A 16,680-nucleotide genomic window follows, 5' to 3' on the forward strand; every position below is an offset into this window, starting at 1 on the left:
CGACTTAGTTCTTTGATACTTGCAACCAAAACGGTTCTTGATGGCTCTGACCTAACACTCACCAAAATTGGAAGAGCTCTCGACACCAATACCACAGTGAAACATGCCATCATAAATTCAGGACACACACCAAAAGACCAGGATTTGGCTGGTTCAACACTCGGGATTTAACGCTGGCTGCGCAGCGCTTAATCCTTATTTGTTATGTGTTTTCTAACGCCTTTAAGACTTTTAATGCAAAAGTGCCCCACTTTGGAGCTGTAAAAGCGATGTTTCTCTTGGACTTAACTAGAGTAATAGCCTCTAGAGGTGTAATTGATTTAGTACTCATCAAAAATGCAGCCAACGCTAAGCCCGTACGGTCTTTTCCTGATTTGCAATGTATGACGACGGTACCGAGCAGGTAGTGTTGCTTAATGAAGGCAACTATTTCAGGAAGAACGTTAACACAAAGCTCGAAGTCGCCTGTTCGAGGAGGAGCATTACTAGAAAGGGGTAGCTTCATGTACACGATATTATGTGATTTGATTAGAGATTCGTGAACCATTTCACCATCGTTAACCGAGAGGATAGCGACTACACCATTTCGTTTTAACTGCTCAATATCCCACATAGAAGAGTCAGGACCACACCTACCAGCTAAGTTAGTATCTAAGAAAAATAACTCTTTAATTTTGGTGCTCCTTGTTACAAATAACGCCTACTTAAGCGGCCGCCAATGCTCTACAATCAAGCAGACCTCCGTAATAACCAAACTCAAACCCTAAATGGCACAGGTTGGCAGTCAGGTTTAAGCATTTGTTCTAAGGTCATACAATGTAACTAGTTGTCAACATTCATTTCTTTTGCACGGTCATAGCAAGCACCGCATATTAGTGTCACGCCAGCAAACGCTTCAGATTCATCATTCCACTCACCACCAACGCTGTTTACCTTGTCTTCACAAGCACTGCACCAGGAATCCGGACGTTCATTACCAATCACCGCTTCTGCCGACCAGAATCCTCTCGGCTTTCCGTCGCGAAGGCTTTCTACGACATGCTGACATACATACGTAGCCTGCTGCTTTCCGTGAGTACGACACTCGACATATTGTTCTTCTTCACTCATACCTTTGAAACCTTATAACGCCAACCACCTGACCTAAACCTTTACACCATAAACACTTAAATCGGCATTGAATACAAAACGTCAGGCGTTGGGAATCTGCCTGTAACGCTTGTATGGATAATAAGCACTCAAATCGAATTGGGACAGACACCTTAACACGCACTCGGGATTTAACGCTGGCTGCGCAGCGCTTAATCATTATTTGTTATGTGTTAACTTGAAGCTCCATAATGAACTTGTTCTGCTCTAAACAAACAACATTAAAACCATGAGACTCATATAGCTTAACGTTATGCTTCTCACAGCGTAGATACAAAGCTGGCACCTGCAACTCAAGAGCTTTAGATTTTGCAAACTCAATCAACATTGTTGAGATACCTTTTCCTCTATGCTCAACAGGAACATAGACTCCATCAAGCCAATAATGAAATTCCTGGTACTCTGGTAATTCACGATATTTAATTTCACCAGCGCCCGCTAATTCACTTCCAACATGCACAACAAAAGCCATTGGTATTTCACTTTTATTGGCACCTAATGCCACTTTTTGAGTCACACTTTCTAATGTTGCTTCTGGGTCATTATGTGACCACTCTTGTAGATACCAATTGGCAATTTTCGATGCTTCATTAGGACAATCCGCTAATAATGAAATTTTCATATTTCCTCGATTACACATAACATTCTTAACAACAGCCAATCTAGTTTTCTGTTTGCCTGATTTACCATTAACCTATCATAAGTAACTAAAAGTTAAAGTAAACATATCAAACTGTACATTCTTTCATCATATAAAAACGAGCGTGCGTGTTATCACTTATTAACGATACGCGTTATCTTAGCAAGAATAGCGCTAATCCTATGAGTAACAATAACTTATTAAATCCTCTCTCTGCTAAACGAGACTGGACTGTCGGAAAAACAAGCCACTTTTCATACTCAAACCGAATCTAACCCCAATACGCTGTATAAATGAAAAGAAAAAAGGCAACATAAATCAGTAAACTCATTGATAAGGTCGAACTCTCTCTTGCGATGGCGGTGTTCGCCTTGAGAAAATCATCGAGGTAACCGTCCTTCTAAAGCAGATCGCACAATTTACTTATATAGACGCTCGGGCTTGTTCAACACTCGGGATTTAACGCTGGCTGCGCAGCGCCGAATCCTTGTTTGTTAGGTACAATTTTCAATACTGCGCCAAACCCCAAACTCTTCTTGGTTTACTAGACCATACCTGAGACAATCAAGCCGCAAATTATACTAGGCAAAATATTATGAAACTTTTAGTCCGCAATCTAGCGCGAACCACAACAGAACACGAAGTTCGAGTTCTATTCTCTGCTCACGGTACTGTTACACAATGTGATTTAGTTCTAGATCAGGAGACAGGACAATCTAAGGGATTCGCTTTCCTTGAAATGCCTGATGAGAACGAAGCTAAGGCTGCTTTAAACAGCTTAAACCTAACAAGCTTAGCCAAGAGCAAGATTCGAGTTAAGTTCGCTCAAAGCTAAAACCAGACAAAGGGGGCCCACTCAAAAAGGCTCCCTTTTCAATTATTCCGCCTTGTATCTAAAATCTAATTGGGACAGACACCTTAAGGCATTTTTATTGCCTATTGACAGGCAGAAGGCTCATATGTGTTATGTGCAATTGTCGTTTGTAATTCTCACATTGGTTACGGGCTTGCTACCATTAGCGATGATATCTACAGAAATCCACTTACCATTCGACAACCACTCACTTATTCCCACGCTATTACATATCTTAGCTGGCAACATTTTCCGAGAATTTCGAGTCAGGACATCTTTATTCGTATCGCTTAGATTCTACATTTGAGATATTTACTTGCAAAGAAATTACTTTTTCTTCAACCCTTATAGAAGTAACCTTTACTTTTCCATCTTCTCCGAACAATAGCCCCTGAAACTGCGACTTTAACTCTTCTAACTGCTGATTTTCCTTATAGCGTGGGTAGTATTCTCGACCTACGATGATAAGTGGCAACAAAAATAACAGATACATCTTAGACTTATTCATTTATCCCTCTTGCACATAACATTCTTAACAACAGCTAATCTAGTTTTCTCTCTGCCTGATTTTTCATCAGCCCATAATAAGCCACTGAAAATTAAAGCAAATGTATCAAACTGTACATTCTGTCATTGTATAAAAACGAGCGTGCGTGTTATCACTTTTAAAAATCTAATTGAAAAAATCTAATTGGACAGACACCTTAACAATCCCATAAGTGTCTAGTGACCCTATGCAAGTCATAGGCAGCGGCGAGACCGCAATAAGAGATCTTCAATATGTGTTTGTCGTAAGCCATGCTTAATGACCGAAATGACAAAGCGAAGTAGATAACTTTGTTGTTCGAAGAGCATTGGCTGCTCGCGCAGCCAATAGAATGTTATTACCTATCGACAAACTAAATTCAGGACACACACCAAAAGACTCACCTAACTCCAAGCCAAAAATGCCGAATAAAATGTATCACCTTGGTTATGTTTATGTGTGTTTAATAAAACTGAATACTCTTTCTTAAACTTCTTTGAAAGATATAGAAATAGCATTTACTTCCTCAATATAAACCTCTAGTTTCTTTTCGGATTAGATGACTAATTTGAAGTTATTCGATATACCTTAGGTGTGCCCCAATTCACTTAGTTAGATCGACGTAATTTACAATAGCTCCATCTTTCACAATAAATAAATATGGACTTATGCGAGCGTTTTTGTGCTCAGTCCATGAATTGATATGGTCGACAACAAACTTTTCAAACATTTCATCTGAAGAAGTCATAGAAATCGCTTTCAACACTGTTCTAGTAGGGATTGATACAAAAAATTCATCTGCATTAATCTTAGCCTGTAAGTTTGTCATGTGTTTCTTAGAAAGAATAGTTTCACTAGCAAAAGGTCCCGGTTTTATTGCAACAACTTCACTATGGAAACCTTTTGGAAAGTAGTATTCAATTTCTAATTCTCGCAGATTCTTGAAAGCATGTTTTGTTGCGCTTTCAATATCAATCTTCGGCTCATCTGAACGGTTCAGAAAAAAGTATTGTTCAGGAGTATCAACCGCATACGCAATAACCAAGTCGGGATTCTCATCGGATCCGATAAAGTTCTGGTATACTGCTCCTATTTTCATCCCAATCCAGTTACCAGGTTTAATCATGGGATAGTAGTCTTTTTCTGATACACTAGTTAATAATCTACCAACTTCTTCTTCCTGATATACCTTTACGTTATCTTTAATTTCTTGTGATACATCAGCGAATTTTGTCTCAGATTCATTAGCCGACACCACATTAGCTAACCCAAACAAAACCAAAAATAGATACTTTTTCAACGTCAATTACCCTTGTTATATTAATACGATTGCCAAAATGTAAAATTAAACTGTTAATAATATCACCAAAGCAAATGAACTACAGTAATTTATCGCGTTAACTTGATGACAGGCTCATTTGTGCGAATCATAAACCCAGTAAGTTCAGGACACAGTAAATTCAGTAAATTCAGGACACACACCAAAAGACCAGTATTTAAGGCTACATATGAACGATTAGTTGCGGCAGGAAAACCGAAAAAGTGTCAATCGTTGCCTGCATGAGAAAGATGGTAGTAGTACTAAATTCAATGCTTAGGGACGGTGCTATGTGGGATAACAATAGCGCCAAAAATTAACTAATGACGCCATAGTATCTTGTTAGCCCTTCAGCCAAAACTGCCACCACTTTTTGTTTTCACGATCATCCGATTTTTTTCCACTATTCCTTCGGGGCGTGGAAAAGGGTTCGAGGCAACTATTAATGACAGAGTTATTAGATTAAATAGTTTATCTGATAGTTCTTCATATTCTTTATGGATTGCTGAATCACTTTATATCATTGATTCTGCTGACAACGATCATGATTTGTATCTATCTCTAAAACTTGCCGTAAGTATCCCCAAATTTACCCGAGGTTAGTCCGCGAAAACAACCGGAGAATCATTCACTCTCATTAGATAAACGAAAAACACTATCTATAGAATAGCAAGGGGCATAACATGGCGGGAGAAAAAATAGCAACAGCAGAAGCTGAGTTATTTGAAAAGCTTGAGTGGCAAGGTTTAAATATCAACATTCAGAAAAATTATCACCAGCGAGCCATTATAACGGCTCTAAATCAAAATATTCCCGAGATATTCGAGGCATTTACGACGCACAACATCCTCAAATTACGTGCTGACTTCTCAAAACACATAAGTGAATGTGTTGTCGACTGTGTTGACGGCTCCCTCGCACAAATTCAACTTACCGATGCGACCAAGACGGCAAAATTCGGTTGGTTTGTTGCTGAAACCTTACTAAAAGTTGCATTGAATATGGCAACACAAGCCGCTGGTGGCATTATCATAGATGGTTTGCATGATGCGTTGGATACCCATGGGGCCTCACCCTTTGAAAGCAACAAACAAAATGTCAAAGTAAAAACATCAGATGGCCAAACAATCAATGTTATCGCACGAAGAGAGGCTGGTTACGGTCAGGCACTAAAAGAAATCAATCCCGAAATTTTTGGAAGGCAGTTAGCCAGCGATTTTACTGAGTTGGCGTTGAGTAAAGGGTATGATGTCGTCGAGCAAGGCGTAACAGAGAAAATTGTTGGATGGGTCCAAGTTTCAAGGAATGGATGCAGAGTCACGGCTGGAAATTACGCCACTCTACTCGAAAGAGTATTGATGCCACTAGAAATTTTAAATCTCAGGTTAGACCTAGTTCAACGGCTCCTGAATGCCGTTGTCGCGGATGAGATCGAGGAGTACTTTAAGAACAATAGTACATCTCTGAATTCTCTTCCCTCGCAGGAAAGAGTTCAACAAGTCGTTGAGAGGTGTCGAGCGCGTATCCACCTATTGGGCATCCATGGTTACCTTACCCACCTAGCTAACCTCTCAGGCACTTACATTCCAAAACTATCAAAGGCATGGTTTCTAAAATCTGTTATCGCAGAAACCTTAACGCAAAATCGAACCAGCGTACTTAACAACAATCAGAACCTATCAACAGATCTCTGGAAGTTTTTGGTTACAAAAAAGCTCGTTGCGGTTCGTAAAAACATTCCGGATAGAGCTGTCGATAGCGTCTTTTCCGATTTCAATCACACCAGAACGTTTAACGAAGAAATGAGTAGTACTTATGAAAGTGCTAAGAAAAAAGACAAAACAAAAATATACTACGAACAAGCCATTGCCACTTCTAGGCTCAGCGTAACCAACAGAGAGAAATTTGGAGAGTGCAGTACGTTAGCTACATTTCTTGCCTGTGAATACTTTCTTGACCACAAAGCCAGTGAGCAAAAGAAAATTATACGAGACACACAAAATGATTCGTCCTATCGAAATTACTGCTTATTTCTACCCGAATATGAAAAAGTGCAAAATGAAGTCTCTCGGTTAACTAAAAATTACGATCTTAATTTAAGCGTCGTTATATCAAGAGACTTACTCCCCAAATAGAACCAACAGATTAGCAGCATTTTTGCCGATTACAGAGCACCTTGCGAAATCAAGGTGCCATTATATCCCTTCCCGAAAAAGAGCCCTTTCAAAGACAGACTATAAGAAAAGCTTCAACCTGTCAGTTTCATCATTTCTCCTCCGCGCTCTAACTCTGAGAAATCAAAGATGAAGCCATGACACCAACACGCTACTTTGGCATCACTTTACTGCTTCTTCTCTAACGGTGTTGTTCGAAGAGCATTGGCTGATCACGCAGCCAATAGGATGTTATTGCCTATTGACAGGCAGAAGGCTCATATGTGTTAAGGCTTGAGACCGTCAGCTATAAATTTGCCACCTAATGATCCCATTATCAAACCTGAACCTTTGTTGATTATTAATTTAAACCGTAAGTAACTAGTTTGTGCTTTTGGACTTGATAGCAATATAGAAACTACAAAATACCACGAGAAATTTAAAACGAACACACCAACAACTAGTATTGAAGTTGTATAATCGGGAACGTTAACAGGTAGCATCGCTGCAAACACACTGCTAAACACAATTGCAGTTTTGGGATTGCTCAATTGCGTCGTTAATCCTAAAGCTACAGCCTTAATATGAGCAGGTTTGCTCGACAGTTCTGAGTCAGTATAAGTCACGCTGTTTTTGCCCACCCGCCACATCTGCAAACCTAGATAGCAGAGATACAAACCACCAAGCACTTTGAAGGCCACATAAAGCTTGGGTACTGACTGAAAAAGTGTAATGAGCCCGATTGATGCAATGAAAGCGAATGTAGTTGCACCTAGAGCTAAGCCAATAGCGATGCAGATAGCTTCAATTCGAGACTTTGCCATTGCCGTTTGCGCAACCAAAATAAACGATGGTCCCGGCGTCATCGCTCCGAATAGTAATAGGGTGGCTATTGGGAGTAGAAATAAGTATTGCTCCGCCATCTATAGTAATCTCCTTTCTGGCTAGTGCCATGAGCCCTAACGAGCCTGTAGGATTTCTTCCTTACTCGTTCTTAATTCTGATCTTACCTATATTTCATCATGATATGAACTTGAACGCATCAACACCTTATGATCTAATCTAAATTATTCGTCATGAGACACGGTTATGCCCAACTTCAAAACCGATTACTCGAACCAAAACATGTTTGTCCCTGTCATCATCGATGAGCAACTCATCCCTGGCACTATCGCGTATGCGATAGCCCATATCGTCGATAATCACCTCGACCTATCACCTTTTGATGTCCACTATTGCAATGACCAAAATGGAAATCCAATTGGGACGGACACCTTAACAATCCGTGCTTGATGGCCGAAATGACAAAGCGAAGTAGATAACTTTGTTGTTCGAAGAGCATTGGCTGCTCACGCAGCCAACAGGATGTTATTGCCTATTGACAGGCAGAAGGCTCATATGTGTTAGAAGTTTGCTCACCTAGTGCTCCGACTTTCCCTTTTCGCGTCATGTGGGAAACAGTTTGTATACGCACGAGCGACATGACTTTTGCCATTATCATCTATGACTACACAAACGAGATTGCACGGATTTCCCAATGCACTCCGCCAATTGTGATGACGCTCCTCATATTCTGCTTCAAATTCAACGTAAATGTATGCTGAGCGAACCCATTCAAACGGAATTGAATGTTTTACAAGCAACCCTTTAAACATCTTTGAATAGCGTTCAGTCATGAGGTCAAAGTGCAGGTAATATGGAGCAATCTGTTGGGAGCAAAGGTCTATTGAAACACACTTGCTTTGAAGGTGGTCTACGGACAGGTAAAGCTTACCGATACCCCAATAACCTTCAACATCATTGTTTCTACTCCGAAACGAGCCAATAATACCGCTTGCAATACTACCTAGTTCTCTCCTGCGTCCCATATTTATTCCTAAAACTTCTAACGAGCCTGTAGGATTTCTTCCTTACTCGTTCCCTATTCTGATCTTACCTATATTTCATCATGATATGAACTTGAACGCATCAACACCTTATGATCTAATCTAAATTATTCGTCATGAGACACGGTTATGCCCAACTTCAAAACCGATTACTCGAACCAGAACATGTTTGTCCCTGTCATCATCGATGAGCAACTCATCCCTGGCACTATCGCGTATGCGATAGCCCATATCGTCGATAATCACCTCGACCTATCACCTTTTGATGTCCACTATTGCAATGACCAAAATGGAAATCCAATTGGGACGGACACCTTAACAATCCGTGCTTGATGGCCGAAATGACAAAGCGAAGTAGATAACTTTGTTGTTCGAAGAGCATTGGCTGCTCGCGCAGCCAACAGGATGTTATTGCCTATTGACAGGCAGAAGGCTCATATGTGTTATAAGTATTTATTCACTGTCCCATTCATCCATTTCTACTAGTGCCGCTTCCACAGCTGATTCGATAGTTTGATGAATAGAGTCTATATGCTTCGACGGACCGGAACACCTATTTTCAGCGGATGACCACAACTCATAAGCATTATCTCTAAGCTCTATTGATAGTAAAACATCTAGTCCGTCTGAATAGGTCCTTTGAAAAGAGAGGGCTCCAGTATCAGCATTCCTATGTCCAACCCAACCTACTGGCAAAGTAATTATCATAATATTTGAAGCTCCGATAATACTTATAACGAACGACATGGATTCCCCCACCGAGGATCTGCCACATTGATGTGGCACTTAAATGCATCGGAGGCACCATGTCTGACTATTCTTATTTCTGCGGTATCGACTTAGCTAAAAACCACTTCAGTCTTCATGCCGTAGACCAAAATGGTAAGGTCATACTTCATAAGTCGGTAACTCGCTCTAAACTACTAACTACTAACTACTAACTACTAATAGCAGATATGCCACTACACTCATTCGTATAGGCGTTGAAGCGTGTGGTGGTGCACATTATTGGGCAGAACACTCAATAATCTGGGGCATTAAATCTGTGTTATATTCACGTTGCTACGAGCTCTCACTCGAAATCAAAGCCCTCTGAGGCACTTCCAGTCTCTACTAATTCCAAGCCTTCAAAATTAACTCCCGCACCATGCTCTTCCTCCCAATTACAACCGAATTCAATTCCGAACCGAGGAATACCTACAGTACTACTACCTTTGATATGTACAGCTACAATTCCACACAATCTTGAAAGGTCTTTATGCGTTGCAATTTGAGGAACTACATCATCAGCTTTTTCGTGAGTTAGGCTATCAATTACTAAATCACGCATATACCTATATTGTTGAACAAAAGACTCAAGTGATTTATCCAGTACATCTAGTGCATTTTCTTCAATCCAAACCACTACATCAAGAAACTCTTCTGAAGGTAAGTCTTTATCGCAACAAAAGTGGATTGTACCATCCGATTTCTCAGGACTTGAGATACTCCCATATGCACCGTTTCGTATCTGTAAACCAGCAAAGCCAACGACTTTTTTTGATGTGTATTTAAAATACTCATCAGTGGTAGTTTCAGGGAATTTACAATCCTTTACATCAAACACTGAGCTCTCCTTTGTGAATTTAACGCCGCGTTAAGTGGTGAGCTACGCCGACCACCCTACCTAAACCATCGTGACATAAACACTTAACCCAAAGTAAGTCGAAAATGCCAAGCGTTGGGAATCCGTCTTAAACGCTTGTTAGGTGCACTTGATCGATTTACGTTTTTCTCTTTGAGTTAAAAGCCTTTTATGCTCCATAACTTCAAACTGTTGCTTACTTTTTATTGCTTCAAGTTCAAACTTGTCTCGGTCATAGAGTTTACGCCAGTTAATTACTGCATCATTACCCGTGAACCCTTTAACAGGGCCACATAATGGAAATGTACCGTTACTTCCATCCCCAACCTCAAACGTAAGCGGTTTAGAGTAAACTTGTTGAGGGTCGATGCGAGCAATAATATCCAACCCATCAAGCTTCTTGAGAGTATAAATCCCGATACTTAAACGGGATGTAGGCTCTTCAATGTACTCATGGGGGGCGACTCTGACACTTCGAGTTGAATTTACAATTTTCAAGTCGGCAGGTGTTACACTTTTCCATGAAAATTTTCGCTTGTGTATAAGGTCCAAAGTTGCAATATGACAACAAGGATGAAAATCTTCAGTACTATCCCGAGCAGTTAAAACAACGGCACATCCCCAAAAGCCTTTTTGCGGATGGGTTCTTATAACGTCACCAGGAGTCAAGGGGTTAACAATTGTTTTCATGTGCACCTAACGAGCCTGTAGGATTTCTTCCTTACTCGTTCTTAATTCTGATCTTACCTATATTTCATCATGATATGAACTTGAACGCATCAACACCTTATGATCTAATCTAAATTATTCGTCATGAGACACGGTTATGCCCAACTTCAAAACCGATTACTCGAACCAGAACATGTTTGTCCCTGTCATCATCGATGAGCAACTCATCCCTGGCACTATCGAGTATGCGATAGCCCATATCGTCGATAATCACCTCGACCTATCACCTTTTGATGTCCACTATTGCAATGACCAAAACGGAGCGGCCGCCTATCCGCCTTCCATCATGCTCAAGGTTATCTTTTATGCCTATTCTCTCGGCATTCTATCCAGTCGACGCATTGAAAAAGCTTGTATCAACAATGTCACTTTCATGTGTCTATCTGGCGATGTCAGACCACACTTCACCACCATCGCTGCCTTCATCGCTAAAATGAAAGACACCATTGAACCACTCTTTACTCAAGTCTTGATGATATGTGATGAACAAGGTCTTATCGGGCGTAACATGTTTGCCATTGATGGATGTAAAATATCATCCAATGCCAGTAAGGAATGGAGTGGCACACACGAGGAACTCCAACGCCAAAAAGAGAAACTAGAGCGTGCGAGTCGCCGCATTATCGAACGCCATCAAATCAAGACGCCCTACCTAACGAGGTGCTCGCACAAGACTTAAGACAAAAACAAAAGCTCGATAACAGCGCCAATAAAATAGGTACATTTCTCGCAAGTACTTACGACAAGTTAGGCTCTAATAACAAGCCCATAAAAAGCAACATAACTGACAACGATAGTGCAAAAATGACTACCTCGAAGGGCACGATTCAAGGCTATAACGGCATTGCTATCACTGATGACAAACACCAAATTATTTTGTACAGCCAAGTATGGGGCAGTGTCGGTGAGCAGCAAACGCTCAAACCTGCGGTACTCGCTTTAAACGAACAGATGGACAAACTGCCGAATTCTGCCGAGCACACGATCAAGTTCACGGCTGACAGTGGCTTTCATAGCAAAGCCAATCTCAAGTTCTTGGCGGGCACTCCGTACGATTGTTACATCGCTGACACGGCATTTCGCAGCCGCAATCCACTCTTTCAAAGCAGTGAAACCTACCAAACCGAGCAAGCAAAGAAACGTAAGAAGCGGTCCAAAACAGGCAAAACCTGTTATCCCATTGCCATGTTCGAGTTTGACCAAGATGCGATGACTTGCCGATGTCCCGCTGGGAAGATGATGCGCCTTAGCAGCAAAAATGCCGTAATACGTGGAGAGCGAGGCGCTCAGTTTTGTGGCTACCTCAACGACTGTCGGCAGTGCATTCACCAATCTCAGTGTATGAGGAAGCCTCCCGGTAAACAGCAAGGCCGACAAGTCTTCTTTATCTACAAAAACACCAAAGACTTTGACCATATGCAAGCGATGAAAAGCAAAATTGATAGCCCAGAAGGAAGGCGGCAATACAGTAAGCGCCTTGGGTGTGTTGAACCCGTTTTCGGCAATATCACCGTTAATAAACAGATGAATCGATTCACTCTGAGAGGTAAAGAGAAAGTCAACGCACAATGGGCGATGTTTAGCTTGCTTCACAACATAGAAAAGCTGAGAAATTACATTCATTAGAGGGGGAAACCCCTCTAAAACCTGCCAGAACAAGCAACGACGCCTATATCTTAAATTATCACCGTAAGCACCAATATCACGGCTCAGTATTTAAGCCAATTTAGACAGGGAAAGTTGTCGAAAAATCAGGTGGAATTGGAGAAAAACCAAGAAATTCTACAGCCTCAACGCCCTGCTAAGGGGTGAGCAACGCAATACCGATGTTGCTGCAAACCACCTTAGCCACTAAATTCAACGCATAGTGCAAATGCCACGCGTTGTGAATCCCTCTTAAGCAGTTTGTTATGTGCGTGCTATTTGTGTTCACTTTTACAGAAATTCACATGTTCGGAACAGGGCAACCATTTTGTTTTGTTAACTTCTAGATGAATAGTTGAGTTTCGGTCTTGTGACCATCTTTCACCATTATTGCAGTGAATCGTTAATTGATGATGTAACGAAACAATATTTACGTGATTTGTTTTATAGGGATTTTCCCATTTATTACCTACTTGAAACTTATTGTTTTCGATGAAACAAAGTTGTCCACCTGTTTCTACAGACTTTGCATATTTCACATTTGGATCACTAGAGCAACCAACTAAGAACAGAACTGCAAGAAACGAATATTTTATCTTCATACCAGATAACCTACTTTTTGCCCAAAGCACATAACATTCTTAATAACAGGCAGTCTCGTTTTTGTCTCTACCTGACTTTTTATCAACTTACCATAACTCATTAAAAACTATCGAATATACGTCATATTGCACACCCTACCATCACATAAAAACGAGACTGCGCGTTATCATTTTTTAACAATGCGCGTTATCTTAGCAAGAGTAGCGCTAATCCTATGATTAATAGCTTACTAATCTTCTCTCTACGAAACGAGACTGGACTGTCGGAAAAACATGCCAGACCGCAATAAGAGCTCCTCAATATGTGTTTGTCGTAAGCCATGCTTAATGACCGAAATGACAAAGCGAAGTAGATAACTTTGTTGTTCGAAGAGCATTGGCTGCTCACGCAGCCAACAGGATGTTATTGCCTATTGACAGGCAGAAGGCTCATATGTGTTAGGCATTCGTGCTCACAAGGTCTATTAAGGCCTTTTCGACTGTCATAGACGAATGTTTTTTTACTTCATATCCACTTGCAATACACTCAAACGTTCGATCATGAAAGGCAAATAAATAATGAACATAATGTCTATTGTCATGGGAAAACTCTGATACAACCTCGTAGCGATTTTCTAACTCATCAATCCAAGGTGAATTTTCCACTACATGTGGTTCAAAATTTAGAATACCTAAACCACTATAAGGGCTTTTAGATATTGCATCCTCTCCCGGCATACCCATACGGAACTCAAAGCAATGAGAAAAAGTTACTAATGCCACATCATTTTCAATATCGTAGTAAGCTAAATTAACAACATGCTCATCAGCAAAAACCATTGGGCTTGGTGCTCCTACCATAATATCGGGAAACACGTTTTCTATTGGTATTAACTTAGTACGCATAGTCATACTCCTTTGGATGCCTAACGCCTTGCTAACGGGCGATAACGCTATACCACCCAACTTAAAATTTGTACCCTAGACGCCGAAGCTGATTTGCATGAAAGTGGCCAAGCGTTAGGAGTCCCTGTTAAGCAACTTGTTAGGGCTTGAGACCGTCAGCTACAAATTTGCCACCTAATGATCCCATTATCAAACCTGAACCTTTGTTGATTATTAATTTAAACCGTAAGTAACTAGTTTGTGCTTTTGGACTTGATAGCATTATAGAAACTACTTCAAGTGCTCCAGAACGTTTTTACCAAATTTAACTTTAAACGAGTCAGTAGTTGTGTTGACGGACAATAATAGATTTCGATAAGAACCTGAGCAATGTTTATCAACATAATCATTGATATGTTGCTTAAAGTCAGAGGACAAAAGGTATGATGCTTGTTGCCCGTATGGTAAGTAAGTAGGTAAAACCGCACTTGATGGCTCAAATTGCTGAATTGACATTGCAACAGTTGAATCTGAAGAGTGTATTGTAATCGAGTTAATATTGCTTGGTTTATTACCATGGCTCGTAACAACAACACCTAGAGCATCATCGGGCATCCCCTGGATTACGAATACGTCAAATACACACTTTAAATTCTCACCACTGTTTTTTCTTTGTTGCTCAGCAAGCCAAAGGGAAGTGAAAACCGCACCAAGCGCACCTAACCCTGCAACCCAACCTCCCAGAGCACTTAGTGCAGGTATAACAATTTCAGTTAGAGAGCCTTTATCGTAGCTAACTCCAAAGCTTATACCTAGAATAAAGGCAAATGTAGCTATTAGAACTATACCAACAATCATTGATATGAATTTTATGTACTTCCAATCCACGAATTTTTCCTTGTAGTGCTAACGCCCGCTTAAGTGGTGAGCAACGCAATACCGATGTTGCTGCAAACCACCTTAGTCACTAAATTCAACGCATAGTGCAAATGCCACGCGTTGTGAATCCCTCTTAAGCAGTTTGTTATGTGCGTGCTATTTGTGTTCACTTTTACAGAAATTCACATGTTCGGAACAGGGCAACCATTTTGTTTTGTTAACTTCTAGATGAATAGTTGAGTTTCGGTCTTGTGACCATCTTTCACCATTATTGCAGTGAATCGTTAATTGATGATGTAACGAAACAATATTTACGTGATTTGTTTTATAGGGATTTTCCCATTTATTACCTACTTGAAACTTATTGTTTTCGATGAAACAAAGTTGTCCACCTGTTTCTACAGACTTTGCATATTTCACATTTGGATCACTAGAGCAACCAACTAAGAACAGAACTGCAAGAAACGAATATTTTATCTTCATACCAGATAACCTACTTTTTGCCCAAAGCACATAACGCCCGCTTAAGTGGTGAGCAACGCAATACGGTGTTTCCGCATACCACCTTAATCACTAAAATCAACGCATAGTAAAAATGCCACGCGTTGCGAATCCGTCTTGAAGCGTTTGTATGGATAATATCTCCATCTCAACGACAAGTTTCGGGTAATGTGAGACCCAGGCTTTAGCTGCAACTAAAGCTTTCCATGTAGTAGTTCGTTTAAACGCTGGCTCCTCTGTTGAGAGACCGATAACAAACATGAACACTACATAGGACTCCAAGCATAAACCTCGAATAGTCGACTGGGTCTCGAACCCGCATTACGCAAGCAAGAGTTAGCTTATTATGAATAATAAATTGAAGCAAAGCATCAACGTCGGAGTTGATACAGGGAAAACACAATTAGATATCCACATCAGACCGTTAGACATATTTTTCTCAGTAGAAAACACAGACAAAGGGATCAAAGAAGCATTAAAAGTCATAAATAAATACAGTCCTGAACGCATCGTAATTGAAGCTACAGGCCGCTTAGAGATGCCATTTGTGCTAGCTTGCGCCGAGGCCAATTTACCTATTGTGCGTGCCAACCCTGTACACATTAAACGCTTTGCTGGTGCTATTGGTCGAAGAGCTAAAAATGATCGTTTAGACGCTGAACTCATTGCACACTATGGTGAAGCCATTAAGCCTCAATTAACTATCATAAAAGCAGAAAACATAAGATTAATGAGTGACTTAGTCATTCGAAGAAATCAGTTACTATCAATGCAGACAATGGAAAAGAACCGTATACAAGTACTGCCTAAAAATCTGCATTCAACAATCAAACCAATGCTTACAGCTATGAAGAATCAAATTACCAAGATTGAAAGTAAGCTTGTTAAACTCATTGAAAATAGTCCGGAATATCAGGCTAAAAATACAATTCTACAAAGCGTTCCAGGCATCGGAAACATCGCAGCAGCATCGATAATCAGTAATGTACCTGAGTTAGGTTACATCACCAATAAACAAGCCGCTTCTCTCATTGGCGTTGCCCCAATAACGAGAGAAAGTGGGCGCTACAAGGGCAAGCGAGTAATCCAAGGTGGACGTACACAAGTTCGGACAGTTCTATACATGGCTATGATGTCAGCAATGCAATGTAACCCCCGTATTCAAGGCCACTTACACAAGACTTGTAGCAGCAGGAAAACCCAAAAAGGTCGCTATCATTGCATGTGTTCGCAAGATGGTAGTGATCTTAAATACGATGCTAAGAGATGGCGTCATGTGGGATGGGAACATAGCTAAAAATTAGTTATTGAC

15 protein-coding genes and 6 pseudogenes are annotated in these 16,680 nt (G+C 40.6%); 8 read left to right on the forward strand and 13 right to left on the reverse strand.

Annotated elements, in window-relative coordinates; translation table 11 throughout:
* Positions 1–202 precede the first annotated feature (202 nt).
* The 3 genes from KW548_11785 to KW548_11795 form a co-directional block, all read right to left on the reverse strand.
* Positions 203–673 carry a dual specificity protein phosphatase family protein gene (locus tag KW548_11785; protein QXX08057.1) on the reverse strand — a complete coding sequence of 157 codons (471 nt, stop codon included), beginning with the start codon at positions 671–673 and terminating at the stop codon, positions 203–205.
* A 149-nt stretch (positions 674–822) separates the two neighbouring features.
* Entirely contained in the window at positions 823–1,110 is a 288-nt protein-coding gene (locus KW548_11790) for a hypothetical protein (protein QXX05848.1), read from the reverse strand.
* A gap of 205 nt (positions 1,111–1,315) precedes the next feature.
* Entirely contained in the window at positions 1,316–1,771 is a 456-nt protein-coding gene (locus KW548_11795; protein QXX05849.1) for a GNAT family N-acetyltransferase, read from the reverse strand.
* A gap of 613 nt (positions 1,772–2,384) precedes the next feature.
* On the opposite strand from KW548_11795, the gene KW548_11800 reads away from it, so the two are divergent.
* Positions 2,385–2,624, forward strand: a complete 240-nt coding sequence (locus KW548_11800; protein QXX05850.1) for an RNA-binding protein — start codon at positions 2,385–2,387, stop codon at positions 2,622–2,624.
* Positions 2,625–2,919: 295 nt separating this feature from the next.
* Here KW548_11800 and KW548_11805 read toward each other — a convergent pair whose 3' ends face one another.
* Positions 2,920–3,150 carry a hypothetical protein gene (locus tag KW548_11805; GenBank protein QXX05851.1) on the reverse strand — a complete coding sequence of 77 codons (231 nt, stop codon included), beginning with the start codon at positions 3,148–3,150 and terminating at the stop codon, positions 2,920–2,922.
* 622 nt (positions 3,151–3,772) lie between these two features.
* The gene (locus KW548_11810; protein QXX05852.1) at positions 3,773–4,468 is read right to left on the reverse strand and encodes a hypothetical protein; all 696 of its coding nucleotides are present in this window, start codon (positions 4,466–4,468) and stop codon (positions 3,773–3,775) included.
* Positions 4,469–4,657: 189 nt separating this feature from the next.
* Between KW548_11810 and KW548_11815 the strand changes: the two are divergent.
* A pseudogene (locus KW548_11815) lies at positions 4,658–4,806 on the forward strand (IS110 family transposase).
* Between the two features lie 363 nt (positions 4,807–5,169).
* Positions 5,170–6,621: a hypothetical protein gene (locus KW548_11820; protein ID QXX05853.1), complete on the forward strand. Its 1,452-nt coding sequence runs from the start codon at positions 5,170–5,172 to the stop codon at positions 6,619–6,621.
* A 305-nt stretch (positions 6,622–6,926) separates the two neighbouring features.
* Here the strand turns inward: KW548_11820 and KW548_11825 are convergent, their stop codons facing one another.
* The gene (locus tag KW548_11825; GenBank protein ID QXX05854.1) at positions 6,927–7,562 is read right to left on the reverse strand and encodes a LysE family transporter; all 636 of its coding nucleotides are present in this window, start codon (positions 7,560–7,562) and stop codon (positions 6,927–6,929) included.
* A gap of 166 nt (positions 7,563–7,728) precedes the next feature.
* Between KW548_11825 and KW548_11830 the strand changes: the two are divergent.
* From KW548_11830 to KW548_11840, 3 pseudogenes are all read left to right on the forward strand, one after another.
* Positions 7,729–7,893, forward strand: a pseudogene (locus tag KW548_11830) (transposase).
* Between the two features lie 761 nt (positions 7,894–8,654).
* Positions 8,655–8,819, forward strand: a pseudogene (locus tag KW548_11835) (transposase).
* Positions 8,820–9,331: 512 nt separating this feature from the next.
* Positions 9,332–9,563: pseudogene (locus KW548_11840) on the forward strand (IS110 family transposase).
* 34 nt (positions 9,564–9,597) lie between these two features.
* Here the strand turns inward: KW548_11840 and KW548_11845 are convergent.
* Positions 9,598–10,131, reverse strand: a complete 534-nt coding sequence (locus tag KW548_11845; GenBank protein QXX05855.1) for a hypothetical protein — start codon at positions 10,129–10,131, stop codon at positions 9,598–9,600.
* A gap of 138 nt (positions 10,132–10,269) precedes the next feature.
* Positions 10,270–10,839 carry a hypothetical protein gene (locus KW548_11850; GenBank protein QXX05856.1) on the reverse strand — a complete coding sequence of 190 codons (570 nt, stop codon included), beginning with the start codon at positions 10,837–10,839 and terminating at the stop codon, positions 10,270–10,272.
* Between the two features lie 136 nt (positions 10,840–10,975).
* Between KW548_11850 and KW548_11855 the strand changes: the two are divergent.
* Positions 10,976–12,504: pseudogene (locus KW548_11855) on the forward strand (transposase).
* A gap of 175 nt (positions 12,505–12,679) precedes the next feature.
* On the opposite strand, the gene KW548_11860 reads toward KW548_11855, so the two are convergent.
* From KW548_11860 to KW548_11880, 5 genes are all read right to left on the reverse strand, one after another.
* Positions 12,680–12,811 carry a DUF3265 domain-containing protein gene (locus tag KW548_11860; protein QXX05857.1) on the reverse strand — a complete coding sequence of 44 codons (132 nt, stop codon included), beginning with the start codon at positions 12,809–12,811 and terminating at the stop codon, positions 12,680–12,682.
* A gap of 751 nt (positions 12,812–13,562) precedes the next feature.
* A complete protein-coding gene (locus tag KW548_11865; GenBank protein QXX05858.1) occupies positions 13,563–14,009 on the reverse strand; it encodes a hypothetical protein in 447 nt (148 codons plus the stop codon).
* A gap of 270 nt (positions 14,010–14,279) precedes the next feature.
* Positions 14,280–14,876, reverse strand: a complete 597-nt coding sequence (locus tag KW548_11870) for a hypothetical protein (GenBank protein ID QXX05859.1) — start codon at positions 14,874–14,876, stop codon at positions 14,280–14,282.
* Positions 14,877–14,905: 29 nt separating this feature from the next.
* Positions 14,906–15,037 (reverse strand): DUF3265 domain-containing protein, encoded by a 132-nt coding sequence (locus KW548_11875; protein ID QXX05860.1) that lies wholly within the window; start codon positions 15,035–15,037, stop codon positions 14,906–14,908.
* Positions 15,038–15,360: 323 nt separating this feature from the next.
* On the reverse strand, positions 15,361–15,504 hold the full coding sequence (locus KW548_11880; protein ID QXX08058.1) for a DUF3265 domain-containing protein: 144 nt from the start codon (positions 15,502–15,504) through the stop codon (positions 15,361–15,363).
* 210 nt (positions 15,505–15,714) lie between these two features.
* Between KW548_11880 and KW548_11885 the strand changes: the two are divergent.
* Positions 15,715–16,672, forward strand: a pseudogene (locus KW548_11885) (IS110 family transposase).
* Positions 16,673–16,680 lie beyond the last annotated feature (8 nt).

It is taken from the genome of Vibrio neptunius, from assembly GCA_019339365.1.
Classification (GTDB): Bacteria; Pseudomonadota; Gammaproteobacteria; order Enterobacterales; family Vibrionaceae; genus Vibrio; species Vibrio neptunius.